General features: G+C 66.7%; 24 protein-coding genes and 1 pseudogene. 12 read left to right on the forward strand and 13 right to left on the reverse strand.

Features of this window, described 5'->3' with window-relative positions; translation table 11 throughout:
• Window positions 1-258 (reverse strand): annotated as a pseudogene (locus MFF22_RS19360) (glycosyltransferase family 1 protein); the annotation flags it as partial.
• Window positions 259-400: 142 nt separating this feature from the next.
• On the opposite strand from MFF22_RS19360, the gene MFF22_RS19365 reads away from it, so the two are divergent.
• Window positions 401-1,564, forward strand: coding sequence for a DNA topoisomerase IB (locus MFF22_RS19365; RefSeq protein WP_238251210.1), 1,164 nt, complete (start codon window positions 401-403; stop codon window positions 1,562-1,564).
• A gap of 7 nt (window positions 1,565-1,571) precedes the next feature.
• Here the strand turns inward: MFF22_RS19365 and MFF22_RS19370 are convergent, their stop codons facing one another.
• Complete coding sequence (locus MFF22_RS19370) at window positions 1,572-2,249, reverse strand: LuxR C-terminal-related transcriptional regulator (RefSeq protein ID WP_238251212.1); 678 nt, start codon at window positions 2,247-2,249, stop codon at window positions 1,572-1,574.
• Window positions 2,250-2,426: 177 nt separating this feature from the next.
• Entirely contained in the window at window positions 2,427-3,350 is a 924-nt protein-coding gene (locus MFF22_RS19375) for a GGDEF domain-containing response regulator (RefSeq protein ID WP_238251231.1), read from the reverse strand.
• A gap of 60 nt (window positions 3,351-3,410) precedes the next feature.
• Between MFF22_RS19375 and MFF22_RS19380 the strand changes: the two genes are divergently transcribed.
• Entirely contained in the window at window positions 3,411-3,755 is a 345-nt protein-coding gene (locus MFF22_RS19380) for a hypothetical protein (RefSeq protein WP_238251233.1), read from the forward strand.
• Here the strand turns inward: MFF22_RS19380 and MFF22_RS19385 are convergent.
• On the reverse strand, window positions 3,736-4,200 hold the full coding sequence (locus MFF22_RS19385; protein WP_238251235.1) for a hypothetical protein: 465 nt from the start codon (window positions 4,198-4,200) through the stop codon (window positions 3,736-3,738). The genes MFF22_RS19380 and MFF22_RS19385 overlap by 20 nt on opposite strands.
• Before the next feature lie 534 nt (window positions 4,201-4,734).
• Here MFF22_RS19385 and ruvB point away from each other — a divergent pair.
• From ruvB to ybgC, 3 genes are all read left to right on the forward strand, one after another.
• Window positions 4,735-5,793, forward strand: coding sequence for a Holliday junction branch migration DNA helicase RuvB (gene ruvB, locus MFF22_RS19390; RefSeq protein ID WP_238251237.1), 1,059 nt, complete (start codon window positions 4,735-4,737; stop codon window positions 5,791-5,793).
• A gap of 336 nt (window positions 5,794-6,129) precedes the next feature.
• Window positions 6,130-6,849, forward strand: a complete 720-nt coding sequence (locus MFF22_RS19395) for a DUF4142 domain-containing protein (RefSeq protein ID WP_238251239.1) — start codon at window positions 6,130-6,132, stop codon at window positions 6,847-6,849.
• A 135-nt stretch (window positions 6,850-6,984) separates the two neighbouring features.
• Complete coding sequence (gene ybgC / locus MFF22_RS19400; RefSeq protein WP_238251241.1) at window positions 6,985-7,392, forward strand: tol-pal system-associated acyl-CoA thioesterase; 408 nt, start codon at window positions 6,985-6,987, stop codon at window positions 7,390-7,392.
• A gap of 105 nt (window positions 7,393-7,497) precedes the next feature.
• On the opposite strand, the gene dnaA is transcribed toward ybgC, so the two are convergent.
• Window positions 7,498-9,024 (reverse strand): chromosomal replication initiator protein DnaA, encoded by a 1,527-nt coding sequence (dnaA, locus tag MFF22_RS19405; RefSeq protein ID WP_238251253.1) that lies wholly within the window; start codon window positions 9,022-9,024, stop codon window positions 7,498-7,500.
• A gap of 492 nt (window positions 9,025-9,516) precedes the next feature.
• On the reverse strand, window positions 9,517-9,783 hold the full coding sequence (gene rpsT / locus MFF22_RS19410; RefSeq protein ID WP_238251261.1) for a 30S ribosomal protein S20: 267 nt from the start codon (window positions 9,781-9,783) through the stop codon (window positions 9,517-9,519).
• Between the two features lie 282 nt (window positions 9,784-10,065).
• Here rpsT and MFF22_RS19415 point away from each other — a divergent pair, with 282 nt between their 5' ends.
• The 3 genes from MFF22_RS19415 to MFF22_RS19425 all read left to right on the forward strand — a co-directional run bounded on the left by MFF22_RS19415 (window position 10,066) and on the right by MFF22_RS19425 (window position 12,149).
• Window positions 10,066-11,052, forward strand: coding sequence for a hypothetical protein (locus tag MFF22_RS19415; RefSeq protein WP_238251263.1), 987 nt, complete (start codon window positions 10,066-10,068; stop codon window positions 11,050-11,052).
• A gap of 85 nt (window positions 11,053-11,137) precedes the next feature.
• Window positions 11,138-11,884 carry a hypothetical protein gene (locus tag MFF22_RS19420; protein ID WP_238251265.1) on the forward strand — a complete coding sequence of 249 codons (747 nt, stop codon included), beginning with the start codon at window positions 11,138-11,140 and terminating at the stop codon, window positions 11,882-11,884.
• Window positions 11,885-11,909: 25 nt separating this feature from the next.
• On the forward strand, window positions 11,910-12,149 hold the full coding sequence (locus MFF22_RS19425; RefSeq protein ID WP_238251267.1) for a hypothetical protein: 240 nt from the start codon (window positions 11,910-11,912) through the stop codon (window positions 12,147-12,149).
• Window positions 12,150-12,173: 24 nt separating this feature from the next.
• On the opposite strand, the gene ccmB is transcribed toward MFF22_RS19425, so the two are convergent.
• Together ccmB and ccmA are read right to left on the reverse strand one after the other, a co-directional pair.
• Complete coding sequence (ccmB, locus tag MFF22_RS19430; RefSeq protein WP_238251465.1) at window positions 12,174-12,842, reverse strand: heme exporter protein CcmB; 669 nt, start codon at window positions 12,840-12,842, stop codon at window positions 12,174-12,176.
• The gene (ccmA, locus tag MFF22_RS19435; protein WP_238251270.1) at window positions 12,839-13,489 is read right to left on the reverse strand and encodes a heme ABC exporter ATP-binding protein CcmA; all 651 of its coding nucleotides are present in this window, start codon (window positions 13,487-13,489) and stop codon (window positions 12,839-12,841) included. Before ccmA ends, ccmB begins: the two co-directional genes overlap by 4 nt.
• Before the next feature lie 117 nt (window positions 13,490-13,606).
• On the opposite strand from ccmA, the gene MFF22_RS19440 reads away from it, so the two are divergent.
• Window positions 13,607-13,813 carry a hypothetical protein gene (locus tag MFF22_RS19440; protein WP_238251272.1) on the forward strand — a complete coding sequence of 69 codons (207 nt, stop codon included), beginning with the start codon at window positions 13,607-13,609 and terminating at the stop codon, window positions 13,811-13,813.
• Here the strand turns inward: MFF22_RS19440 and MFF22_RS19445 are convergent.
• Complete coding sequence (locus tag MFF22_RS19445; protein ID WP_238251274.1) at window positions 13,791-14,552, reverse strand: RNA methyltransferase; 762 nt, start codon at window positions 14,550-14,552, stop codon at window positions 13,791-13,793. The genes MFF22_RS19440 and MFF22_RS19445 overlap by 23 nt on opposite strands.
• A gap of 173 nt (window positions 14,553-14,725) precedes the next feature.
• Between MFF22_RS19445 and MFF22_RS19450 the strand changes: the two genes are divergently transcribed.
• On the forward strand, window positions 14,726-15,940 hold the full coding sequence (locus tag MFF22_RS19450) for an NADP-dependent isocitrate dehydrogenase (protein ID WP_238251276.1): 1,215 nt from the start codon (window positions 14,726-14,728) through the stop codon (window positions 15,938-15,940).
• A 309-nt stretch (window positions 15,941-16,249) separates the two neighbouring features.
• On the opposite strand, the gene MFF22_RS19455 is transcribed toward MFF22_RS19450, so the two are convergent.
• Together MFF22_RS19455 and MFF22_RS19460 are read right to left on the reverse strand one after the other, a co-directional pair.
• Complete coding sequence (locus MFF22_RS19455; protein WP_238251277.1) at window positions 16,250-16,687, reverse strand: DUF3429 domain-containing protein; 438 nt, start codon at window positions 16,685-16,687, stop codon at window positions 16,250-16,252.
• Window positions 16,688-16,866: 179 nt separating this feature from the next.
• The gene (locus MFF22_RS19460) at window positions 16,867-20,013 is read right to left on the reverse strand and encodes a hypothetical protein (protein ID WP_238251279.1); all 3,147 of its coding nucleotides are present in this window, start codon (window positions 20,011-20,013) and stop codon (window positions 16,867-16,869) included.
• 380 nt (window positions 20,014-20,393) lie between these two features.
• On the opposite strand from MFF22_RS19460, the gene MFF22_RS19465 reads away from it, so the two are divergent.
• A complete protein-coding gene (locus MFF22_RS19465; RefSeq protein WP_238251281.1) occupies window positions 20,394-22,181 on the forward strand; it encodes an acyl-CoA dehydrogenase C-terminal domain-containing protein in 1,788 nt (595 codons plus the stop codon).
• 39 nt (window positions 22,182-22,220) lie between these two features.
• Here the strand turns inward: MFF22_RS19465 and MFF22_RS19470 are convergent, their stop codons facing one another.
• Window positions 22,221-23,501: an O-acetylhomoserine aminocarboxypropyltransferase gene (locus MFF22_RS19470; protein WP_238251283.1), complete on the reverse strand. Its 1,281-nt coding sequence runs from the start codon at window positions 23,499-23,501 to the stop codon at window positions 22,221-22,223.
• A gap of 40 nt (window positions 23,502-23,541) precedes the next feature.
• On the reverse strand, window positions 23,542-24,198 hold the full coding sequence (locus tag MFF22_RS19475) for a DUF938 domain-containing protein (RefSeq protein ID WP_238251285.1): 657 nt from the start codon (window positions 24,196-24,198) through the stop codon (window positions 23,542-23,544).
• A 283-nt stretch (window positions 24,199-24,481) separates the two neighbouring features.
• Here MFF22_RS19475 and MFF22_RS19480 point away from each other — a divergent pair, with 283 nt between their 5' ends.
• A complete protein-coding gene (locus MFF22_RS19480) occupies window positions 24,482-25,159 on the forward strand; it encodes a collagen-like domain-containing protein (protein ID WP_238251470.1) in 678 nt (225 codons plus the stop codon).
• Window positions 25,160-25,224: the final 65 nt, after the last annotated feature.

Here is a 25,224-nt window from a genome sequence, read left to right on the forward strand (position 1 = left end):
CGCGGCGGGGCAACTCGCCGCGTAACCCGCCGCCATGGGGTTGAGACTCGACCGCTCCGCCTCCAACGGGACGACCCTCGCACCCGTCGCGGCGATGATCGCACCATGCGCCCGCACCCTTGCAATCACCGTCACGTCGAAGTCCATCGACACCGCCGCCCGCGCCATCGGCAGGAAATGCGACGCGAAGAACCAGTCCTCGGTGGCGATGAAGGCGAGGCGGCGCGGGACGCACGGGGACAAATCGGTTTGCTCCATCCTGCGCTCCTGCACCGCCACGATGCGAAACGAAAGATGGGGACGACTGTCGGTGACGGTGACGCGTCCCAGGAACGCGCTTTGACCCGCCCAGGTTGTCGGATGCCGGGGCGCAGGCCCCCGGAACGGGAGGAGTTTCGCGATGGCCGCGGTCGAACCCGCCGAGCAGACCGGCGACCTTCGGGATGTCGCCCAGGAAGCTGGACTGACCTACGTGGACGACAGGCGTCCCGGACTGACCCGACGCCGTAGCGGCAAGGGCTTCAGCTACAGGGACGCCAAGGGCGGCCCGATCCGCGACGCGGCGACCCTGGACCGGATCAAGAAGCTCGCCATCCCGCCCGCCTATACCGACGTTTGGATCTGCCCGCGCCGGAACGGGCATATCCAGGCCACCGGCCGCGACGCCAAAGGGCGCAAGCAGTATCGCTACCACCCGGATTTCCGGCAGGCCCGGGAAGCCAACAAGTTCTCGCGGATCATGAGCTTTGCCGACGCCCTGCCGGCGATCCGCCGACGGATCGACGCCGACATGCGACGCAAGGGCCTGCCCCGCGACAAGGTCCTCGCCACCGTGGTGTTCCTGTTGGAGAACACCCTCATCCGGGTCGGCAACGACGATTACGCCCGCACCAACCGCAGCTACGGCCTGACGACCCTGCGCGATCCCCACGTAAAAGTCGCCGGGGCGGCGCTGACGTTCCGGTTCATGGGCAAGAGCGGCAAGGAGTGGAACGTATCGCTAAAGGACCGCCGGGTCGCCCGCATCGTCAAGGCGTGCCAGGACCTGCCGGGCCAGGAACTGTTCCAGTACATCGACGAGGATGGCGTGCAGCGCGATGTCACGTCGTCGGATGTCAACGCGTATCTGCGCGAGATCACCGGCGAGGACTTCACGGCCAAGGATTTCCGCACCTGGGCGGGCACCGTTCTGGCGGCCCTGGCGCTGAAGGCCTTCGAAAGCTTCGACAGCGAGGCCGGAGCCAAGCGCAACGTTCGCGCGGCCATCGAGGACGTGGCCCAGCGCCTCGGCAACACGCCGACGATCTGCCGGAAGTGCTACATCCACCCGGAGATCCTCGACAGCTACCACGACGGAGCGCTCATCGAGCAGATGCGTGGCGCGGTCGAAACCGAACTGAGCGAGGACCTCGGCCGGCTCCGCTCGGAGGAGGCCGCCGTACTCGGGCTGCTGCAGGCCCGTCTCGCCCGCGTCCAGGCGGAGGCCCGTACCGCGAAGACATCACGGAAGGCCGCCGCAGCAAGCGGGAAGCGTGGGAAGCGTCCGGCGGCCGAAGCCGCCTGAACGCAGCTTAGTGGCGGGACGACCGGTCGTTCTGCGGCGTGGACTGCCGCGGTTCGTTGCGTCGCGCGGGCTCGCCATCGACCACCGGGGACAATCCGAGCTGCCGGGCCAGGGACACGAGGTCTTTCAGCCGACCGGTCTGCGTCTTCCGGCGGAGGTTGAGGCGGTGGGTCTCCACGGTCCGCACGCTGAGCGTCAGCCGGCGGGCGACTTCCTTGTTGCTGAAACCAGCGCTGAGGAAGCGGAGGACTTCGGCCTCACGGGGGGTCAGCCCCTGGCCGTCCATGACGTCGGCGGCCGGTACGGGCTCCATCCGCACGAGGCAATCCGCACCTTCCGCCAGCGCGACGATGGCGGTGCCAAGCTCCCGCGGCGACTTCGACCGGGCGACGAAGGCATCGGCGCCTGCCCCCAGCACGGCGCGCACGTCATCGGCCGTCAGCGCCTTGAACGAGACGAGCACCCGCAAGGCAGGTTGACGCTCCTTCAGCCCGACGATCCGCGCGACCCCGTCGGCGAGGCGTGCCTCGTCGAGGAAGACCAGCGCCACCGCGGGCCCGGCGAGCGAGGCGAGATCCCCCTCCCCGATCGTCGCGAATTCCGGCATATGTTCGAGGCCGGCGCGCACGGTCGCACTCAGATCCTCAGGCTCATCCAAGATGAGGACGCCAACCGGCGTATCCATGGTCCCTGCACCCTAGTTTCCCTGGCCGGGACATTCCAGCCAAGCTCCGGGAAGCAAGTCCAAGAAACGTTCCAGGTCAGAACCCGGGAAATTAAGGTTTACACTCGGGGTTTTGGGCTCAATTCGGTAGTTCTGCGCAACGCAATCGTTCCAGATCGAGATTGCGTAAAATTGTAATTATCTGTGCTGATCCGATCCGAAACGCGTCTTGGACAGGGCGAGGCTATCCGGCCGTGTCTCAACCATGACCCGGTTCCGGCCGGCGGCCTTCGCCGCATAGACCGCCACATCCGCACGCTTGAGAAAGGCCGGAATGGTGTCTCCGGCAGCCCACGTCGTGACACCGAAGCTGCAGGTCAGCCCGATCGTGCCATCGCCGCAGGCGACCCGAAGGGCGCGGACCCGCACCCGCAGCCCCTCGGCATGGAAGACTGCCGATTCAAGGTCCCTCTCGGGGAGGAGGATGCCGAACTCCTCGCCCCCGAGCCGGCCGACGATCCCCACCTCCTGGAACAGGTCGGCGACGGCACAGATCGCCTGATCGCCGATGTCATGGCCGTGGACATCGTTGATCTTCTTGAAATGGTCGATGTCCACCACGATCAGCGACGGCGTCCGCCCATGGGCGATCTTCGCGATGACGGAGTCCGTCCGCTCGCGGAACGCCCGCCGGTTCAGGAGGCCCGTGAGGCCGTCGGTCTCGGCGAGGCGGATCAACTCCTCCTGAAGCTTGGTCAGGCGCTCCGCCGCCCGGAGGCGCGCGTGCAACTCCTCGGCCCGCGGCGGCTTTTCGATGAAGTCGTCCGCACCGCTATCGAGCGCTTCGGCGAGGTTATGAACGCTGTTAGCGGAGGACATCGTGATGATGTGCAGGGGACGCCGGTCCTCGGCCAGCAGACGCACGGCCCAGCACAATTCCAGGCCATTCATCGGCCGGACTTCGAGGCTGGTGATCAGAACCCGGACCTCCGGGGCGGAGGACAGGAATTCCAGGGCCTCGTCGGACTCGGTGAACTCGTGGACCGTGTGCCCTCGGGCTTCGAGCAACGATCCGATCACGCGTAGGACGACTTGGCTCGAATCGACGACGACGATCTGCATAAGGACACCGGTCCAAACCCGTGCCACCGTCATCCCCAAAACCTTAAGTCGATGCAAACAATGTCGCACCAATCAGAGCGCGAGCCACCGAGAACCCCTGACGGGCGCTACATTATCGTTCGCGGCCGCCTCTGGCGGTGCGCTGATCCGTCGCTCCCGGAGGCTCGCCGTAGCACCCTCGTTGCAGAGCTGATGGCGTCGAGACGGGCGGTGGGAACGGCCAAGCGCAGCGGCGACGCGGCCGCCCTCAAGGCTGCCCGCGGTGCGGTGGATGCGGCGAAGATCGCGCTCGGCGAGCGTGGACCGGTCTGGTGGACGGATGGGGCGCCTGACCTCAACCGGCACATGGCGCGCAACACGCCTTACGGGGAATGGTTCGCCGAGATCAGCGGCGGGGAACGCTGACATTGACCACGCGGGTGTCGCCCATTGCCTCCTCGGAGCTCGCGCCGGCTCGAATGCCGCCCCTGCGGCCACCCTGCGGATGGATCACCGTCAACGTCGGCTGCTCGGTCGGAGGCGCGGCGATGCCGGAGACGGTGGGCACGCCATACGTGCCATAGCTCCAGGGGCTCGGCACCAGACGGTCCGGCCGGGGGACCGTGGTGTACGGCTCACCAATATAGTCGCCCTGGATAAATGGTTGTGCGAAGCCGCCGCCGTAAGCGACCGCCGGATAGCCATAGCCGTAGCCACGAACACCCTGTCCGCGGAATCCTTGTCCGACGAATGTCCGGCCGCGTGAGCCCGCCTCATGGGCCGGGGCGGTGCGGGAGCCCTGGGCCATCGCGGGCACGGAAGCCGGAAGCAGGGCGAGGCCCGCAAGGATCGTCAGGGAACGTAGGCGCATCGGGTGGGCTCCGGTTTCGGCCGGTGACGAACCGGGAACGGGTCGCCCCTGATGTCGTTCCGCCGGGTGCGCCCCCGCCAGCCGCGCGGACTGCGTACGAAGCCGCCTATCGGCAGGTCGCGATTTTGCGCACCACCCAGCCTTCACCCTCGAGCCACAACCGGCGTCGGGTATGGGTGCAGACCGGTTGGCCCTCGCTGATCACCGCCGCAACCGGCCTGACCGGAGACGCATCCTGGACCACGGGCCTCTCTTCCGCGCTCGAGCGGAGAGGCCGGGCCTCGGCGGAGACGAGCCCGAGCCCGACCACGGTCGCGGCACACACAAACGAGCGAAACATGATGGTCCTGCGAGGGGGCGGAATGAAAGCGGCCGACGCCCTGATAAGTGCGCAAGCGCTGGTTTTGGTTGCATGGCCAAGGTTGCATCTTGAAGACGATTCGCTCGGCAAGCGGCAAGCGTGCGCGCGCTTAGACTTCGCCCCTTCCCCGGAGTAGGAGGAACCTCCCCGGACGCGCAGGCGCCGAAAGGTTCATGACCAAGCCGAAGCCCCCGACGAACCCGCTCCTCACGGCCGAAAAGCGTGTGGAGGATGTCGATCAGTCCATCCGCCCGCTCAGCCTGTCCGAATTCATCGGGCAGCGCGCCGCACGAGCGAACATGCAGATCTTCATCGAGGCGGCTCGCAAGACGGGCCAAGCCCTCGATCATGTGTTGTTCGTCGGACCGCCAGGCCTGGGGAAGACGACTCTGGCGCAGATCGTCGCCCGGGAGCTCGGGGTCAACTTCCGGTCGACGTCGGGGCCTGTCATCGCCAAGGCGGGCGACCTTGCGGCCCAGTTGACCAATCTCGAGGAGCGCGACGTGCTCTTCATCGACGAGATCCACCGCCTCAACCCGGCGGTGGAGGAGATCCTCTATCCCGCGATGGAGGACTACCAACTCGATCTGATTATCGGCGAAGGCCCGGCCGCCCGCTCGGTGAAGATCGAACTGCCGAAATTCACCCTGGTCGGCGCCACCACCCGGGCCGGGTTGCTGACAACCCCCCTGCGCGACCGGTTCGGTATTCCGATCCGGCTCCAGTTCTACGAGATCGACGAGTTGGAGCAGATCGTCTCCCGGGGCGCGCGGGTGCTTGGGATCGGCATGTCCGCGGAAGGCGCCAACGAGATCGCCAAGCGAGCCCGCGGCACGCCCCGCATCGCCGGCCGATTGCTCCGCCGTGTCCGCGATTTCGCGATCGTGGCGGATGCCGAGACAGTGACGCGAACCATCGCGGACCGGGCACTCCAACTTCTCGATGTCGATGCCGCCGGCCTCGACATCATGGACCGGAAATACCTGACCCTCATCGCGACTTCGTTCGGAGGCGGCCCGGTGGGTATCGAGACGATTGGCGCAGCCCTGTCCGAACCCCGCGACGCGATCGAGGACATCGTCGAACCGTACCTGATCCAGAAGGGCTTCGTGCAACGGACGCCCCGCGGCCGGGTCCTGACGCCCCACGCCTTCCGGCATCTCGGCTTCGCGGAGCCGCGGCGCGACCCCGCCTCGCAGTTCGGCCTCTTCACCAACGACGGCACTCGGTGAAAGACGAGCATCATGCGTAAGGATCCGGGCAGCTTTTCGCCCTGATCATGCGTTGGCACCCAGTACAAGCTTGACCGTTCCGGGCAGTACTTAGCTTCTTCACATAATAAATGCCTGCGAACGTGCGTTATTTCCTGCTACTCGCACGCCCCTCTACGTAATCCCCCCGCCGCGCCAGGTGCGGCAAACTCGCGAATTCGCGATCAGCGACGATGGAACAGCGGCTGACCGCCGCGGTTAGGCGACGGACTGATCCCCACGGGGGATGTCGTTCCGGGCCGCCTGGCGCCAAGCCGCGGCCTCCCACCCATCGCTAGAGAGGGACTATCCCCACTCATGAAGAAGATCACGCTCGCCGCCCTCGGCCTTTCGGTCGCCGCCATCGCGTCGCCTGCCCTGGCCCAGGACGCTCTTCCCGTCCGGATCTTCCCGAACCTGGCCAATACCGGCCCGACGACCACCTCCACCCCGGAATTCCGCACTGAGGCTCTGCGCTCCGATGCGGCGAGCATTGAGGCGAGCCGCATGGCCCTCGAGCGTTCGCGAAACCCGCGCGTCCGCGCCTATGCCAACCGCGTTCTCGTCGAGCGCAAGGCGACCACCGACGCGCTTCTTCCCCCCGGCACCTCGCTGAGCCGCGGCGGCACGGTCGTGTCCGACAACCAGGGCATCCGCACCGACCTCAGCAACCCGGCAGGCATCCTCCTGGCGCCCGTGACGATCGCCGCTAACCTCGGCACCTCGATCGTCGGCGGAACCCTCGGCGCTGTCGGCCTCGTCGACAACAGCCCGACCGAGCCGGGCCGTCGTGTGGCTCTCGGCGAGCGTGGCCAGGCCCGCCTCTCGCAGCTGCAGTCCGCCCCGAACGGCCGTGCCTTCGACCGGACCTACATCGACCAGCAGGCTCGCTCCGACGCCCGCACGCTGGCGCTCTATGACACCTACGCGAAGGGTGGCGAGAACGCTCAGGGCCGTCAGTTCGCCAACGAGGCGCTGCCTTACATCGCCGAGGAGCACGCCGAGTCCTCGAACCTGGCCGTCCGCTACGGCGGCTAATTCCTGACCGTCACCTGACGACTCGTGCGAGGGCCGCTCCCGATGGGGGCGGCCCTTGCCGCGTCAGGCCCCCGCGGAACTGCTATAGAGCCCGCGACAGGGGCCCCTCGTGGCACCGTGATGGAAGCGGACTCAATGGAAGCGGAAGGGCATGCGCTCCCCGTGCGCGTCTACTACGAGGACACGGATTTTTCCGGCTTCGTCTATCACGCCAGCTATCTGCGGTTCATGGAACGGGGCCGGACCGAACTGCTCCGCACCCTCGCGGGGGATCAGTCCGACCTGCATCGCGATGCCAAAGGACTGGTCTTCGTCGTCCGTCGGATGATCCTGGACTTTCTGAAGCCCGCTGTCATGGACGACCAGCTGATCGTCCAGACCCGCACCCTCGAGCTTCGCGGCGCGTCTATGAAGCTGGCCCAAGACGTGTGCCGCGGTGACGAGATCCTCGTCAGTGCGGAAGTCGTCGTCGCCTGTGTCCGCGACGGCCGGGCGGTCCGCCTGCCGGATAGCCTGCGCGCCCGGCTCACGCCGCCGACATGACCCGGAAGCGGCCTCCGGCCCCCCCTTGTGGAGGGCGCCGGACGCCGTTCTTCCTTCGAAGCACAAGGAAGCGCCGATGATGGGGCCGACAGACTGGCCCGACGATCAGTCCTGAAGCATCCGCTTCAGAAGCTCGACCTCATCGCCCAGGACCGTATCCTCGCCGATCTGCTTCTCGATCTTGCGAACGGCATGAAGGACGGTGGTGTGATCGCGTCCGCCGAACCGACGACCGATCTCGGGCAGGGAGCGCAGGGTGAGGACCTTCGACAGATACATGGCGATCTGCCGGGGCTTTACGACCGCCGCCGTCCGCCGCTCGGACAGGATGTCCGACCGTGAAACGTTGTAGCGGCTGGCCACCAGCTTCTGGATATCCTCGATCTTGATGCGCTTCGGCTCGCGGTTCTTCACGAGGTCGCGGATCGCCGTCTCAGCGGTCTCGATGGTCACGGCCGTCCCGCTGAGGGTGGCATGGGCCAGGAGGCGGTTCACGGCGCCTTCCAGGTCGCGTCCGTTGGCGGTGATCGCCCGGGCGACGTAGTTCACCACCTGCGGCGACACATCGAAGCCCGGATGGGCCGACCGTACGGCGGCGAGCCGGGCGGAGAGGATCGAGACGCGCAGCTGTTCGTCGAGGGAGCCGATCTCCACCACGAGCCCACCCGCGAGGCGCGAGCGGACCCGCTCCTCCAGCGCCTCCAGCTCGGTCGGCGGCCGATCCGACGCCACCACCACCTGGCGGCCCGCATCGATGAGGGCATTGATGGTGTGGCCGAACTCCGCCTGGATCGACTTGCCCTGAATGAACTGGACGTCGTCGAGGATCAGCAGATCAATGCCCCGCAGCCGCTCCTTGTAGGCAAGGGCCGACTGGGTCTTCAGGGCGTTGACGAAGCCGTACATGAAACGGTCTGCCGTCAGGTAGATTACCCGGCGCCCACCCTCCCGGGCCGCGTGGCCGATGCCGTGCAGGAGGTGCGTCTTACCAAGGCCGACACCCGCATGGAGATAGAGGGGATTGTAGAGCGCCCCCTCCCCCTGGTGGCGGGCGATGCGCTCGGCCGCAGCGTGGGCCAGGGCATTGGAGCGCCCGACCACGAAGCTTGCGAAGGTCAGCCGGGCATCCAGGGGCGTGCTGTTGAAATCCCCGCCCTGATCGGCAGCCGCCGCCGCCGTCCGCATTTCGGGCGCAGGGGCTACGGGCGCCATCGGAACCGGAGCCCCGGTCGCATGGAGGCGGGCCAGGGGGCCGCTGGTGGGCGCCGGCTTGGGCGTGTTCACCGGGGCGGGGCGGACGGGCGCCGCGGTGCCGCGCACGCCGATCTCGATCCGATCCACGTCGGGGGCCTCGGCCCGGAAGGTGGCCAGCACCCGATCGATATAATGAGACTCGATCCAGCTCTTCAGGAAGCGCGTGGGAACGGTGAGACGGCCCGCGCCGCTCGAGACGCTGTCCAGCTCCAACCGGGCGAACCAGCTCGCAAACACGTCCTCCCCGAGTTCGACGCGCAGACGGCGCTTCACCCGCGACCAGGCCGCGGCGTAATCGAGAGTGCCGGTCTCCTGCGCGCCACCATCCTGGGTGCGCCCTTCATCGTCGCCGTTCGCCACCGTTCCGTCGACACGCATCACTGGCTCTCCCCACGCCGCCGACGAACTTCCGCCCGCGGCGCGTACGCACGCTTCACGCTTCACGCCTCAGCGTCTCGCAACTACCGCGCGAGACCGATTCTCGGTGGCGAGTCAATCCCGCCACAAGGATCTTTTGCCGATTGGAGGAGCCTATCAACAAAGACCTGCAGTTCCCTTAACAGTGGGACTTGTGGGGACGGCTTCGATTCCCAAGAGCAAGTCTTCCGATGCGGGCATCCGCCAAGAGCTAGAGTCTTGCGCCGACACATGATTCGCGAGAGTCCCGAAACCAGCGCGTTTTGCTTGAATGCGGTGACGTTCTGTTAAGCTACACGCGCCCAGTGGACTCCGCAATGCAGCGAATCTGGGGGAAGGGTTAACCGTTTCTGAGCGGATGATGGGTTGCCGGCTGTCGGTCAGCGAGCAACAAAAAAGCCCGGCCAGATGGCCGGGCTTCGCAGAGGCTGGAGAGGAAGAAGGTTGGGGCGATCAGGCCGCCAGGGCCTTCACCCGCGCCGCGAGGCGCGACACCTTCCGGGACGCGTTGTTCTTATGGACGATGCCCTTCTGGGCGGCGCGCATGATCTCCGGCTCGGCGCTCTGGAGGGCGGCCTGGGCATCCTGCTGGTTGCCGGCGGCGATCGCCTCCTCGACCTTGCGCACGTAGGTGCGCATGCGGGAGCGGCGGGATTTGTTGATCGCCGTGCGCTTGGCGATCTTGCGGGTCATCTTCCTGGCCGAAGCGGTATTGGCCATGTCAGTCCTCGTGTTTCTCGTCGGGCGATGCCGACGGGCCGGCACGGCCGGGGATCGGTCAACGCGAAAGGTTGTCAGGCGATAGCCGAGACGCAGCGCACGCAAAAGCGCGGCGTTCCAGCGAAGCGCTCCGTATAGTGAGAGGGTGATGTGCCGTCAATGAGAGGCTTCCCAAGCACCCGCCGCTCATAATAGGCCTTTGTTCCTTTTTTCTCGATTTTGTTCCTGTTTTGTGCCAGAAACCCTTCGCGCTGCCGTTCTTGCGCGGGGGATTCGGATCGTATGGCCACAGAGCGAAAACGCCTGCATGACCTTCGAGCGATCGAAGATTTGCTCGCAGGGGCGGCCGTCAGCCGCGCACTCGTACGCCTTCGAAGGGAAGATCTCGGACGAAAATATTCCGCAAGCCAGCCACGCGCTCCTGCCGGGAGCCCCGATGGCGGGCGCTGGATCGACGACCCCTCAGCCGATCGCGCGACGAGTGGTTCGACCGACCCTCAAAACAGGGACGCCGGGCCATTTGCCAACACCGAAAGTACGACCCTGGAGGACGGGACGCGGGTTCTCTCGATCCGGATTCATGCCGGTCGACAACAGTTCGAAGAGCAACATGCCGTCATTTCACCGGACGGCGACAGCCGAATTTTCGAGACATCAGGAACAACTCAAACGATCCGCGATGGCGTCTCGGGGGAGGTGCTGTCCCAAAGCACATTTACAGCCTCGGATATTGTTCCAGATGCGACGGTCCAGCCAGCCTTCCTCCAGTTCGTTCCTCCTGCGGTCGCTGCACTTCGTGCTGCCCGAACGATCGAACTCGCACTGTCACTCTTCACGGCGCTCAGCGCTCGCAAAGGTGACTTCGGCACAGTACTCGGCTTGACGGCTCGAGAATACGATCTTGGCGCGGAAAGCTCTCCGACCCTGGTCCCTTGGGTTGGAACCCTCGATAAGCCGACCTTGGACGCTGCGTGCCCTCGAAACGGAGAGGTCATGGCCATGACCGATCGAGTCACGAAAGCAGTCCGAGCTTCCGGACAATATAGAAATAAGACAGAACTCGGAAACAAAATACATATCAATATTGCAGGCGAGGTAAAGGCATTAAGAGACCCAGATTTTATACAGGAATTACTTCTTGATCCGACGGGGGACAAGGCCAACCCGCAAAAAAGGGAAACGTTCGCCTTGACCTCCTCGAGAATGTCCAATCTACGAAAACCGTGTGTGTTTATGACTACAAAACAGGCGAAGCAGGCTTATCGCTAACCCGAGCGATACAACTCGCAGAATCGGCGCACAAAAACTTTCCGTCCCTTCGCAGACTCATCATCATTCAAGTGAGGCCGCAGATATGAATCAGCCGATGACATTGAGTCCTTTATTTCGCGAACTCAGAAAAAGAAATCCCTCCCTGGTCAGATTTTCAAATAACACTTTGGCATTCGCGCCATTTGAACACTTTTGCCGATACATCTATGTCGGCAATTATCCAAGCAGGGGATATTTGGGGGTGGAGTGGAAGATGCACCACCCATTCGAACCGATGGGAAGCAGCGCTGTCGGATGGGGCAGGTTGCGCTGTCCGATCGGTCGCTCGATAAAATTTAAACCCGAAGGGCAAGGCGGATGTTTTGAATGGAACGACCCGACGATGCCTGGAGATTTCGTCGATCAGATCGAGGCTGAGATCTTACCATTGTTTCGTTCCCTTGATACACTGGAAAAGTCTATCGAGTACATCGCATCATGCGATCACTTTCCTCTCCGCGACTGGATGCCATGGATAACCTTGATGCATGTTGCGCTTGGCGAGATCGACAAAGCGCAAGAATTATGGCGCACTCTGATTCCAGGAGACGTCCCGGAATTGTCCCGTTCCGATCGATCGCGCCTGATCGCTGAGCGCCTCGAAAAGGTTCATCAAGTTGCAGGCGAAGTGCGCCTTAGAGAATGGTGCCGACTGACAGATCCGTTGATGGCCGGTGACCGGGCAGCCCTGGCGCGGCTGTTGCACGAGTGGGAAGCGTTTCACTTCGTCGGCTCGAAGCTGGAGCGTCACTGGGCGCCCACACCGTTTCCACTCGAACTTACGAAATAATCCCGTCAGGCGGTGCTTCCGCATAATGGATGCAGTCACCATCTTCCATGTACTACAAATACTCGAAGAGCGACGGATCCACCTCCGCCTCGCCCGCGACCGCCCCGACACGATCCGGGTCGATGCAACGCTGTGTGGTCTGCGCCTCGAGATCGATTGCTTCGAAGACGGCCACATCGAAATCTCGACGTTCAAGGGAACGGAAGACATCGATGGCGGCTACGACGAACTCACGAAAATATTGAACCATTACGTGATGGAATGAGAAGGTCGAGCGCGACGACAATCTTCACTCCGGCCATTTCAGCGCCGCCGCCGCCGCCACCGTGCCGACGACGGCGGCAATGAGGGTGAGCCCGGTCAGCACCGCCAGCGGCACGAGGAACGGCACCGTACCGCCCGTCGCCGCCTGAGCCGCGGAGACGCCGAAGATCAGCGTCGGGATCATCAGCGGCAGAACTAGCACGGCGAGAATCAGGCCGCCCCGGCGAATCGAAGCGGTCAGCGCAGCCCCCACCGCGCCGATGAAGCTCAGGGCCGGCGTCCCCACCGCGAGCGTCAGTGCCGTGGAGGCCATCGCCCTGCCGTCGAGGGCGACGAGAAGGCCGAAGAGCGGGCTCGCCAGGGCAAGGGGCAACCCCGTCGTCAGCCAATGGGCCAGCACCTTGGCGAGCACCACGCCTTCGAGGGGCACGGGCGCCCCAGTCATCAGGTCGAGGGAGCCGTCCTCCTCGTCGGCCTGGAACAGCCGGTCGAGGCCGATCAGCGTAGCGAGAACCGCCGCGAGCCAAAGGATCGCCGGGCCGATCCGCGACAGCAGATTGAGGTCCGGCCCGAGGGCGAAGGGCACAAGGGCTACGATCATCAGGAAGAAGACAAGCGACAGCGTCCCCGAGCCACCGACCCGAGCGGCGAGGCGAAGGTCGCGGGCGACGAGGGCGAAGCCGGCGCGGATCACAGCCACTCCTCCGCATCGGCGCCCAGCGCGACGGCGGGTACCTCGGGGGCGGCCCTGTCGATGCGCAGCTCCATCGCATCGTGCAGGCCCAGTGCTTGGTGAGTCGCCGCGATCACGAGGCCGCCGCCGGCCCTGTGTTCCGCCATGAGGAGGGCCAGCACCTCCTGCGAGGCGACGTCGAGGGCCGCGGTGGGCTCGTCGAGGAGCCAGAGGGGCCGCGCACAGACCAAGAGCCGGGCAAGGGCCACCCTTCGCCGCTGGCCGGCGGAGAGGTAGGCGACGGGCAGGTCGAGGACGTGGCCGAGGCCTAGGCGGTCCAGGGCCTGCGCCGGCATCAGGTGCGGTGCGCCGAGAAGCGCGCGGGCGAAGGTCAGGTTCTCCCCCGCCGTCAGGGAGGATTTCAGACCGTCCCGGTGGCCCACGACGTGGAGGCATTCGGGCAGGCTCGCCTCGCCCACCCCCGATACGGCGATCTTGCCGGCATCGGGCCGCAGCCGACCCGACAAGATCGCCAACAGACTCGACTTCCCGGCACCGTTGCGCCCTGTGACGGCAAGGGCCCCGCCCTGCTCCAGGGAGAAGGTCAGTCCCGAGAAGATCCGGCGGCCGGATCGGCGGCAGGCGAGATTGTCGACGTCGAGCCGCACGATGTCCTCAAGGGTCGCGCGGCCGCTTGAGGCGGCCGGTGCCGCCTCCATGCCCGATTGCGCCGGCCGACGGAACAGCGCCTACGCTTTGGAACGTTGTCCAAATGGAGGAACGCCATGAACGGAAACGAGCGAGAATCCACGCCGACCGAGGCCGACGTCGCCGCCAGCGAAGATGCGCAGGCGGGCCGCGCCATGGTCGAGGCCCGGGTAAGCCGCTGCAACCCGGAGGATCAGGCCGCATTCTGGGACGCCGTCGGGCGCTGCTTCGGCGGCGGCAAACCTCCGAATGAGGGCGAGGTCAGGGCTTCCTCGACCGCGTGAGTGCCCGCAGCGCACCCTGAAAGGTGCGTACGTCCTGCTCCGTCATCTCCATGCGGTGGAGCCTGTCGCGCATGTTGCGCACAATGCCGCCGCGCTTCTCGGGCGGATAGAACCCGGCCGCATCGAGGGCGGCCTCCAGATTCGCGAACAGCGCCACCAGTGCCTCCCGGGTCGCCGGCGGCGAGAGCATCTCGCCGGTGAACGGCAGGACCGCCCGGCCACTGGACCGTCGCCACTCATAGCCGACCAACAGCACCGCCTGCGCAAGATTGAGCGAGGGAAAGTCCGGTGAGACCGGAAACGTCACGATGGCGTCGGCGAGGGACACCTCATCGTTCGTCAGCCCGACCCGCTCGCGGCCGAACATCACCCCGCAGCGTTGCCCGGCGCGGCTGGTGAGTTCGGCCATGGCGTCATCTGGCGAGAAGACGCGCTTCATCTGCCCCCGCTCCCGGGCGGTGGTGGCGAGGACGTAGTGCAGATCCGCGAGAGCTTCCTCCACGCTGGAAAAGACCACCGCCGCGTCGAGCACGTGAGTCGCCCCGGACGCTGCCTCCCGCACGCCCTTCTTCGGCCAGCCGTTCTTGGGGTTCACGAGGCGCAATTCGGACAGGCCGAAATTCGCCATGGCCCGGGCGGTCATTCCGATATTCTCGGCAAGTTGCGGCTCCACGAGGATCACCGCGGGGGCGGTGCCCGGGGGGATTTCCAGGTCCTTTTCAGCGGAGGCACGGGTCATGCCGCCCTCTGGCACGGGCGCGCCGGCCCGTCGAGGGGGCGGGTTACGACGCCGCCCGGTTGACAGCCCGAGCCTTCCGCTGGGCGGAACCCCTTGCTATGTCGCCGGGCGCGTCCGCACGGCCCTTGCATGCCGTGCGCCCTCACGGACAGCGCACGAAGAGGCAGCGGCCCATGGCGAAGATCAAGGTAGCGAACCCGGTCGTCGAACTCGACGGCGACGAGATGACCCGAATCATCTGGGCCGAGATCAAGAACAAGCTCATCCATCCCTACCTCGACCTGGACCTCGAATATTACGACCTGGGTGTCGAGCACCGGGATGCCACGGCCGACAAGGTCACCGTCGATGCCGCCGAGGCGATCAAGCGCCACGGCGTCGGCGTGAAGTGCGCCACCATCACGCCCGATGAGGCCCGGGTGAAGGAGTTCAACCTGAAGGAGATGTGGCGGTCCCCGAACGGGACGATCCGCAACATCCTCGGCGGCGTGATCTTCCGTGAGCCGATCATCTGCAAGAACGTGCCGCGCCTCGTCCCGGGCTGGACCCAGCCCTTCGTGATCGGCCGCCATGCCTACGGCGACCAGTACCGCGCCACCGATTTCAAGGTGCCGGGCAAGGGCCGCCTGACGATCAAGTTCGAGGGCGACGACGGCACGGTCATCGAGAAGGAAGTGTTCAAGTTCCCCGAGGCCGGCGTCGCCATGTCGATGTACAACCTCGACCAATCGATCATCGACTTCGCCCGCGCGTCCATGAACTACGGTCTGGCGCGCAAGTACCCGGTCTACCTGTCCACCAAGAACACCATCCTCAAGGCTTATGACGGCCGGTTCAAGGACCTTTTCCAGAAGGTCTACGAGGAGGAGTTCAAGGCGCAGTTCGAGACCCTGGGTCTCACCTACGAGCACCGCCTGATCGACGACATGGTCGCCTCCTGCCTCAAGTGGTCGGGCGGATATGTCTGGGCTTGTAAGAACTACGACGGTGACGTGCAGTCCGACACAGCCGCCCAGGGCTTCGGCTCCCTCGGCCTCATGACCTCGGTGCTGATGACGCCGGACGGCAAGACCGTGGAGGCCGAAGCCGCCCACGGCACCGTCACGCGCCACTTCCGTGAGCACCAGAAGGGCCGGGAGACCTCGACCAACTCCATCGCCTCGATCTTCGCCTGGACCCGCGGCCTCGCCCACCGGGCCAAGCTCGACGGCAATGACGAGTTGGCGAAGTTCGCGGCAACCCTCGAGAAGGTCTGCGTCGACACCGTCGAGGCCGGCCACATGACCAAAGATCTCGCCCTCCTCGTCGGGCCGGACCAGAAGTGGCTCTCCACCACCGGGTTCCTCGACAAGGTCGATCAGAACCTCAAGACGGCCATGGGCGCCTGAGCCTGCGCCGATCGGCAAAAAGGGGGCGACGAATGAGGTAATCCGCCGCCCCTCTTTTTAAAGTCCGGCGAGGGAGATCATTCGCTCAGGGCGCCGTATGTGCGGACCTTCGCCGCCGTCTTTTCGAGCGCAGCGAAGCAATCCAGGGACGCGGAACGGCGACCATCGTGGCGCTTGCCCTGGGTTGCTTCGCTACGCTTGCAAAGACGGTGGGGATGTTGTCGATGGTGGACAGATCTCGTCTCCACCGAAAAAATTCTTCAGCATCCTGCTGAGCCTTATCGCCGTGAGATCCGTGGGAAAACTGATTCAGGCCGCGACGAGGAGCGCGGCTCCCGCCACGCCCGACAGGACGAGGCGCAGGCGCCCGAGCCAGACCGGCGCGAGGCCGCGGCGGGGGAGATCCTGATCGATCAGGCCCCAGGCCAGGACCAGGATTCCGAGCGTCCGCAGATCCCAAGGGGCCGGCGCGGCCATGGCGGCCCAGGCGACCAGGGACGGGACGATGGCGATGAAGTAATCGCCGTTGCCGCTGTTGCGCGCAGCCGCAGCGCCCCACCGGATCCCGCCGAGAAACGACGCGATCACTGCGCCGTAGGCGGACAGGATGGTGCGCGGCGAGAGGCCGATCGTTCCGAGCCCGCCATCGCTCCCCGAAACGGCGAGCGCAGCGAAACCCACGAACGGAATCAGCCCGGCGATACCCAGGACAATGGCGCTCAACGGCACTGCGGAAAGGCGCCCCATCCGACCTCCGGTTCGATGACCGGCCTTGGGACCGAGTCTACCGGGCCGGACCGACCGCTCCTGCCCGGGCAGGCCTCCCGCATCCGGGGGCTGCGGTCAAGTTCAGAACGCCAGCCGCGTCGCTGTGCCTCCCCGGCCGCCCCGGGGCCGAGCCCGAAGCGGGGTGGCTGCGATCGGGTTCAGATCGCCTTCCGGGCGGACTGGGGGTTCATGGCCGTGGGCGTGGGCGCGCCGAGGAGGCTGACGGGGCCCTGTCCGGCATCGGCCGTCACCGGAGGCTCGTTCACGGCGGGATCCAGCCGCCGGGGCTTGAACGAGGCGGCGAGGCTCTTGGCGCGGGCGAGGTCAGGGGCGCTCAGCTTCGTCGCGACATCGTCACGCTTCTTGCCGGCATCCTCGTCGCCCTGGGCGGCGGCGGCGGCGAACCACGCATAGGACTGGACCAGATCCTGCGTCAGACCCATGCCCCGGGCGTAGAGCACCGCGATGTTGTACTGGCTGTCGCGCACCCCGTGCTCGGCCCCTTGCCGGAACCAGGACGCCGCCGACGCGAAGTCGGGCTTGCCACCGGCAGCGGGGTTCTCGGCGTAGATCACCCCGAGATTGTGCATGGCGCGGGCATGGCCCTGCTCCGCCGCGCGGCCGTACCAGAGCTTGGCCTGGGCGAGGTCGCGGCCGATGCCCGAACCCTTCTCGTAGTGAGCGCCAAGCTTGTACTGGGCCGGGGCGTAGCCGACATTCGCGAGCTTCTCGAACAATTTGGCGGCGGCGGCGAGGTCCCGGGGCATGCCCCGTCCATCCGCCTCGCGCATCGCCAAGTCCCACACGGCGCTACCGTCTCCGGCGAGGGCCGCCTGCTTCACCTTGGCGAGGCTGGGGGGAACGTTGCCGAGATCGCCGGCAAGGCCGGCCATGTTCGGGACCTGCGGAATGGCCGGCTTCGCCTGGGCGGCCGGGGCCTCCTGAGGCCGCGGCGAGCCGATGGCCTGGGTGGTCACCGGGTCGCCGGCAGCGACCGCTGCGGCCTGCTCAGGCGTGACGGTGGGCTTCACAGCCTCCGCGGTCTTCTGCGGCTCGCCGCCCTTCTCGCCCGACGTATTGCCGGCAGAGGGAGCGAGCTGGGGCGCGCGTCCGGTGTCGTCGCTGGGGTGAAGGCCTATCGCCTGGAGGGCGCCGAGCGTCAGGACGATGGCGGCGAGGCCGAGGAGCAAAGGCTTGCGGTGCTGATCGATCTCCGAACGCAGTCGGCTCATGCGCCCAGCCGACACAACCGGCGCAGCGGTGGTGGGACGGCTGCGCGGCCCCCTGTCGTTGGGCATCTCCGAGGCGAGTTCGGCCTGAGCGGCCTGAGCCGCCCGGCGCGCCGCCGCGATGAAGCTCGTCTTGATGTCGCTGTCGCCCGAAGAAGTCTTAGCGGCCTTGTCGGCGACCACGGGCTTGGCGGCGGCTTCGCGCTTGTCGGCAACGGTCACGGCCGCCCGACCCGGCCGGGGCATGCCCGGCTCGAGGAGAATGTCGGTAGGGGATACCGTGGGAGCCACCTCGGCGGCATCGGGGAGGGACGGGCGACGGATGGCGCGGGCCGCCTCGGCGCTCGTCGTGGTCATGAGCCGCTCGTCGAGGGACGGCACCCGCAGCGCCGGGGGCGCATCCACCGCGCCGAGGCGGGTGACGAGGCGGTCCAGGGCGGATTGCACGCCTTCGAGTGTCGCGCTCAGCCGCTCGTCCGATGCGATCTGGCGGGCCTGCATGTCGGCGAGGCTCGCCCGAAGCAGGCCGAACTCGCTATGATCCGGGTTGACGCTCGCGACCTTCAGGGTTTCGGCGACGGCGGTGCGCGCCGCGCGCTCGATGGCAGCATCGCCCGGCGACCCGTCACGGAGCGCTTCGACCTGATGCATCAGGTCGTTCATCGTCCGCTCCAGGCTCGACAGGGCGGGGTCGAGGGAGCGTGGCGCCTCGATCTTGTCGACCAGGGTGAGAACCTGCTTCTCCAGGGCGTCGAGCCCCTCGGGGCCGGCACGCTCGCCCACCCGGTCCACCTTCTCGGCCAGGCTGTGCAGCATCGCCCGGATCGAGGTCATGTCGGGATCCGCCGCCGGGGCCGCCGCCGGGGGCACCACCGCACGCTTGGCGCCGGCATCGAGGTCGGCCCGGGCCTGCAGGCTGTCCATCTTCTCGACGAGGGCGTCGATATCGCCGGCCAGTCCGACCGGACGGGCGCCGCGTGTGGCGGGGCGACCGGCAGGCGCCGTCTCCTCGACGGCCGGGATCTTCGCGATCCGTTCGCCCAGTTCCTGAACACGGGCATTCAGCGCGCCGAGACGCTCGGGCGCCGCGAGCCCGGCTGCGGCACCGCGTAGGTCGGCAAGGTCGGCGGACAGGGCATCGAGGATCGGCTTGTCGGTCGACTCGTCGTCGAAGGCGATCGCCATGTCGAGGCGCTTGGAAAACTTCCGGATGCCGGCCGCGACCTCATCATGGGCCGGCGCGCCAGCCGGGAGATCGAGCTCACCGAGGCGGGTACGGATCACCGCGAGGGGCAGCGCGAGGGCCGGCACCTCGGCGCCGGACCGCGCCCGGTCGATGCTGGCGGCCAGGGAATCGAGGGCGTTCTCGAGCGACGTGACGTCGTCGACGGTCGGCAGCGGCGCAATGGTCTCGCGCACCCGGGTCGCCTCGCGCTGGAGTTCTTCGATCACGTAGGTGGGCAGGGCACCCGCCGGACGGGACTGACCGGCCGAGGCTTCCGCATGGTCGCCCCCGAGGCGCCGGGCGAGGTCGCGATGCATCGTCGCCACCGTCGCCGCGGGCTGGGCCTGATCCGACAATTCGCGCTGGCGCTGGCGAATCGCCTGCACCGCCTCGCGCATCTCCGCGGCGGCCTTGCCACGCTTGGCTGCAGGCTTCGCATCCGCCATCTCATCGCCGAGTTCGGCGACCCGGCGCTCGATGTCGTCGAGGCGTTCCGCCACCTCGTGAACCGGGTTTACCTGGATGGCCGTGTCCGGGCCGTACTGGCGCTTCTTGTCCGCTTGAGTTGCGGCACGTTGCTCGGCCTCGAGGGACCGGTCGAGACCGTCGAGTCGGGTTCTCAAGGCGCTGATCCCGTCCGATCCGGTGGCGGGCTCCGCCCCATCGATTGTCGTTTCCGGCGCTGCCCGCAGGCCGCCGTGCTTTGCCAGGGAGACCGGCATCTGATGCTGGGGCACGACAGAGGCGATCCACGCCTCCAGGGGAACGCCGACGCGGCTCGCGACATCGCGGGCGGCTTCGATCACCTCAGGATCGAAACTATCGAATTGCGAGGTCGCGATACGGTTCATAGTCGGCCTGTCGTCGTGGCGATCAGTGCGGCGTCCCTGGCAGTGCTGGCCGGGAGTTTACCCCCGGGGCCGCAACCTGTGGGCCGCTTCAATCCAACCATTAAATTTGTTGGTAAACATCGGGTTAAGGAGTCCAGGCGAAGCCGCACGGCCGCATTAATTGAGCACTTTGCAACTCAAAATTGCTGATCCGAACCGGGGCGCCGACGAACCCTCGATTGTGTTGATATTCAAGAACTTACACCCTGCGACGTCCTGGCGTTGTCTGTTAGCCGGGAAAACGCGTCATCGTTGCTGCAGGCCGCCCGGAGCGTTTAACACTCGCTGCGCGAAGGCCGCCCGGCGATGGCCGCGCGAATCGTAAGGTGGGGAAATATCGAATGCCGCATTACCGCGCCCCGGTCGACGACACCCTGTTCCTCCTGAACAACGTGTTGGGGCTTCAAAGCCGGTCCAACCTCAGCGGTTTCAGTGACGCGACGCCGGACGTGGTCGAAGCCGTCCTGAGGGAAGGCGGCAAGCTCGCCGACGAGATCCTCGCCCCCATCAATCTGGCGGGCGATCGGGAGGGGTGCGTCCGCCATCCCGACGGGACGGTGACCACCCCGCCGGGCTTCAAGGCTGCCTACGACGCCTATGCGGGCGGCGGGTGGATGGGCCTGTCCGTGCCGGAGGAATATGGCGGCCAGGGCCTCCCCCAGGTCCTCAACACGGCGATCCAGGAATTCGCCTCGGGCGCCAACCTCGCGCTCGGCATGTATCCCGGCCTGACCCAGGGCGCGATCGCGGCCCTGCTCGTCCACGGCACGGCGGAGCAGAAGACCCGCTACGTCCCGAAGATGGTCGATGGGACCTGGACCGGGACGATGAACCTGACGGAGCCCCATTGCGGCACGGATCTCGGCCTGCTGCGCACCAAGGCGGTGCCGAATGGCGACGGCTCCTATGCCATCTCGGGCACGAAGATCTTCATCTCGGCCGGAGAGCACGACCTTGCCGAGAACATCATCCACCTCGTCCTCGCCCGCATCGAAGGCGCCCCGGCTGGGACGAAGGGGATCTCCCTGTTCCTCGTCCCCAAGGTCACCGTGAACGAGGACGGTTCGCTCGGGGGGCGCAACGGCGTGTCCTGCGGCTCCATCGAGCACAAGATGGGAATTCACGGCAACGCCACTTGCGTGATGAACTACGACGGCGCCACCGGCTGGCTCGTGGGCGAGGCCAACCGCGGGCTCAACGCCATGTTCGTGATGATGAACGAGGCGCGGCTGGCGGTGGGGGTCCAGGGCCTCGGCCAGTCCGAGGTCGCCTATCAGAACGCCGTCGCCTACGCGAAGGACCGGCTGCAGGGCCGGGCCCTCACGGGCGCAAAGGCCCCCGAGCGGCCGGCGGATCCGATCATCGTCCACCCGGACATCCGCCGCACCCTAATGCAGATCCGTGCCTTCAACGAGGGTGCTAGGGCTTTGGTGCTGTGGACGGCCCTCCAGGCCGACATCCTCCATCGCTCCGAGGATCCCAAGGAGCGTCAGGCGGCCGACGACCACATGGGCCTGATGACGCCCGTGGTGAAGGGTGTCCTGACGGACCGGGGCTTCGCCAACGCAGTGGAGGCGCAGCAGGTGTTCGGCGGCCACGGCTACGTGGAGGAATGGGGCATGTCGCAATTCGTCCGCGACGCTCGCATCGCCATGATCTACGAGGGCGCCAACGGGATCCAGGCCATGGACCTGATCGGCCGGAAGCTGCCCAAGGATGGCGGCCGGGCGATGATGGGCTTCCTCGGCGAGGTTCAGGCCTTCCTGAAGGAAGCCGGCGAGGACGAGGCCATGGCCCCGTTCACCAAACCTCTTCAGGCGTCCATCGGCGATCTCCAGCAGGCCACGATGTGGCTGATGCAGAACGCCATGGGCAACCCCGACAACGCGGGTGCGGCGGCCACGGACTACATGCACCTGCTGGGGCTTGTCGCCCTCGGCTATATGTGGTGCCGCATCGCCAAGGCCGCCCTCGCGAAGAAGGCCGAGGGCGATGCCGCCCGCTGGGACGCGAAGCTCGTCACCGGCCGGTTCTTCATGGAGCGGTCCCTGCCGGAAACGGCTCTGCGCCTCACCCGGATCAAGGCCGGCGGGCAGACGACGATGGCCCTGGAGGCCGAGGTGTTCTGAGCGGCCCGCGCGTCAGCCCACCCGCCAACGGGCCGGACGCTACTCCCGCAGCGCCCGGTCCAGATCCTCGATGAGGTCCGCCGGATCCTCCAGGCCGATCGACAGGCGCACAACCTCAGGTCCGGCACCGGCGGCGGTCTTCTGCGCGTCGGTGAGCTGGCGGTGGGTAGTCGAGGCAGGGTGGATGATCAGCGAGCGGGTATCGCCGATATTGGCGAGGTGGGAGAACAGCTCGAGGTTCGAGACGAGTTTCACCCCCGCTTCGTAGCCGCCCCTCAGGCCGAAGGTGAACACCGCGCCGGCCCCGAGCGGCGTGTAGCGCTTGGCGAGGGCGTAGTACCGATCGCTCTCCAGGCCCGGATAGCTGACCCACTCCACGGCCGGGTGCTTCGACAGGAAGCTCGCGACGGTGAGGGCGTTGTCGGAGTGGCGCTGCATCCGCAGGGGCAGGGTCTCGATCCCGTTCAGGATGAGGAAGGCGTTGAACGGCGACAGAGCGGGCCCGAGATCGCGCAGGCCGAGGACCCGACAGGCGATGGCGAAGCCGAAATTACCGAAGGTCTCGGCGAGGACCATCCCGGCATATTCCGGGCGGGGCTGGCTCATCATTGGATAGCGTGCGTCCCCCGCCCACTGGAACGTGCCGCCATCGACGATCAGGCCGCCGATGGAGTTTCCGTGGCCGCCGAGGAACTTGGTCGCGGAGTGCACCACGATGTCCGCCCCATGCTCGAACGGGCGGATCAGGTACGGCGTCGCCATCGTGTTATCGACGATGAGCGGGATGTTGTGCCTCCGCGCGATCTGCGACAGCGCGGCGATATCGGTGATGACGCCCCCGGGATTGGCGATGGATTCGCAGAAGATCGCTTTGGTACGCGGGGTGATCGCCGCTTCGAACGAGGCCGGATCGTCCGTATCTGCCCAGACCACCGACCAGCCGAAGTTCCGGTACGAGTGGTTGAACTGGTTGATCGACCCGCCATACAGTTTGTTCGCCGCCACGAACTCGTCGCCGGGTTGCATGAGCGCGTGCATGGTCAGGAATTCGGCCGCGTGGCCCGAGGCGACGGCCAACGCCGCCGTCCCGCCTTCGAGGGCCGCGATCCGCTCCTCCAGCACCGCGTTGGTGGGGTTCGTGATCCGCGTATAGATGTTGCCGAAGGCCTGGAGCCCGAAGAGCGACGCGGCATGGTCCACGTCGTCGAACACGAAGCTCGTGGTCTGGTAGATCGGCGTGGCGCGGGCGCCCGTCGCCGCGTCGGGGGCGGCGCCCGCATGGATCGCCAGGGTGTTGAAGCCGGGAAGCCGGTCGGTCATCGCGCTCACAAGTCTCCGCGGGCCGTCAGTCCCTCAGCCTCTACGCCCCCTCGGATGGGAGGCGCAAGGCGCCCCCGCCGGCCACCTTACGGTAGACGAGGACGAGATTGTTGGCGGGCATCGCCACGCGCTCCGTCAACGCCAAGCCTCTCGACACCGCGAGACGACCGACCTCCTCCACCTGCCGAAGGCCCCAGCGGGGATCCCGGGAGCGCAGATCGGCATCGAACGCCTCGTTGCTTAAGGCCGTCGGCACCCCCTCCTCCCGGAATGGGCCGTAGAGAACGAGGGGAGCCTCCGGGGGAAGGAGACGCGCCGCCCCCGCCATCAACCCTTCGGTGGCTACCCACGGAGCAATATGGATCATGTTGATGCAGACGATCGCATCCGCTCGAACGGGAGGCCATGCGCCGGAGGACACATCGAGCGACAACGGATCGCGCAGGTTCGGCAATGCGGCCTCGCGGCCATGGGCGTGGATGCTGCGCAGAGCCGCCGGCTCCGGATCGCTCGGCTGCCAGGTCAGCCTTGGCAAGGCCCGGGCGAAATGGACGGCATGCTCGCCGGAGCCGCTCGCAATCTCCAAAACTGTTCCGGTCTTGGGTAACACCCGCAGGAGCACGCCCAGGATCGCGTCCCGGTTGCGGGCGACGGCGGGAGCCGTCAGGGCGTCGCCTTGGGATGTCCAGCTGAGCATGGGGGCAGGTGCCTCATCCGGGTCGGACCTTCGCTGTCGCGGTGTCGTAGCACTCTCCGCAGGCCGTGTAATCCGCAGCCCGGCCGATGGCCCCGCCGGCACCCCTCATCGGGCGCCACGACGTTCTGCGGGCCGTGATCCCCAGGTCCTCGCCTCAAATTGCGTTGCAACAGTTGCTGTGGCGACGTTCAAATTTTATATAAATTCTGATCTTTCTGTTCAGGGTTCACGAATGATTGCGTGTAGGCTTGTTCGATTGCTACCCTGTATCAGTATAGCAACCGTGGGCCTTGTTGCGCCCGCTCTGGCGCGGATCAAGGTCGAGGCCGCTCGGATCACGGGTGGAGAGCTGTGGATCCTGGGCTCCACCGACGAGCCAGAGGCCGAAATTACTCTCGACGGCAAGTTCCCGACCAAGGCGGACAAGCGCGGCAACTTCGAGCTTCGCGTCGTCTACCATCCGGCGACGTGCATCGCGACCCTGCGCTCGGCGCAGGAAGAGCGCAGCGTGGTCGTGGGCGAGTGCGGGCAGATGGGCCCCCCCGGACCGCCGGGAGCGCCCGGCCTGCCCGGCGAGCGCGGACCGGCGGGCGCACAGGGCGAACCGGGCCCGGTCGGGCTGCAGGGAATGTCGGGTGCGCAGGGTCTGCCCGGCCCGTCCGGTCACGCCGGCCCACCGGGTCCGGCTGGGATGCCGGGGCCGATGGGTTCGCCCGGTCCGGCTGGACCGCCCGGCCCCCCCGGTCCTCCGGGCCGCGAGGGTCCCCGGGGACCGGCCGGCCCCTCCGGTCCCGTGGCGAAAGCGGTCGTTCCTCCCAAGGCGGCCCTTGCACCCAAGGCCATCGCGCCGAAAGTGCCGGCGAGGGCCGAGCCGTCACGCCGGCCCGAGCCCGCGGAAGCGGGGCCGGAGGGCGACCTTGAACCCACCACGGGCGGCCCGATCCCACAGGACCGAAACTGACGGGACACCGGTGGCGGATCGCTGCAACGCAGTGCGCCCGCCGCCGCGGTGCTGATTGATCAACT

The organism is Methylobacterium persicinum (assembly GCF_022179525.1).
Lineage (GTDB): Bacteria > Pseudomonadota > Alphaproteobacteria > Rhizobiales > Beijerinckiaceae > Methylobacterium > Methylobacterium persicinum.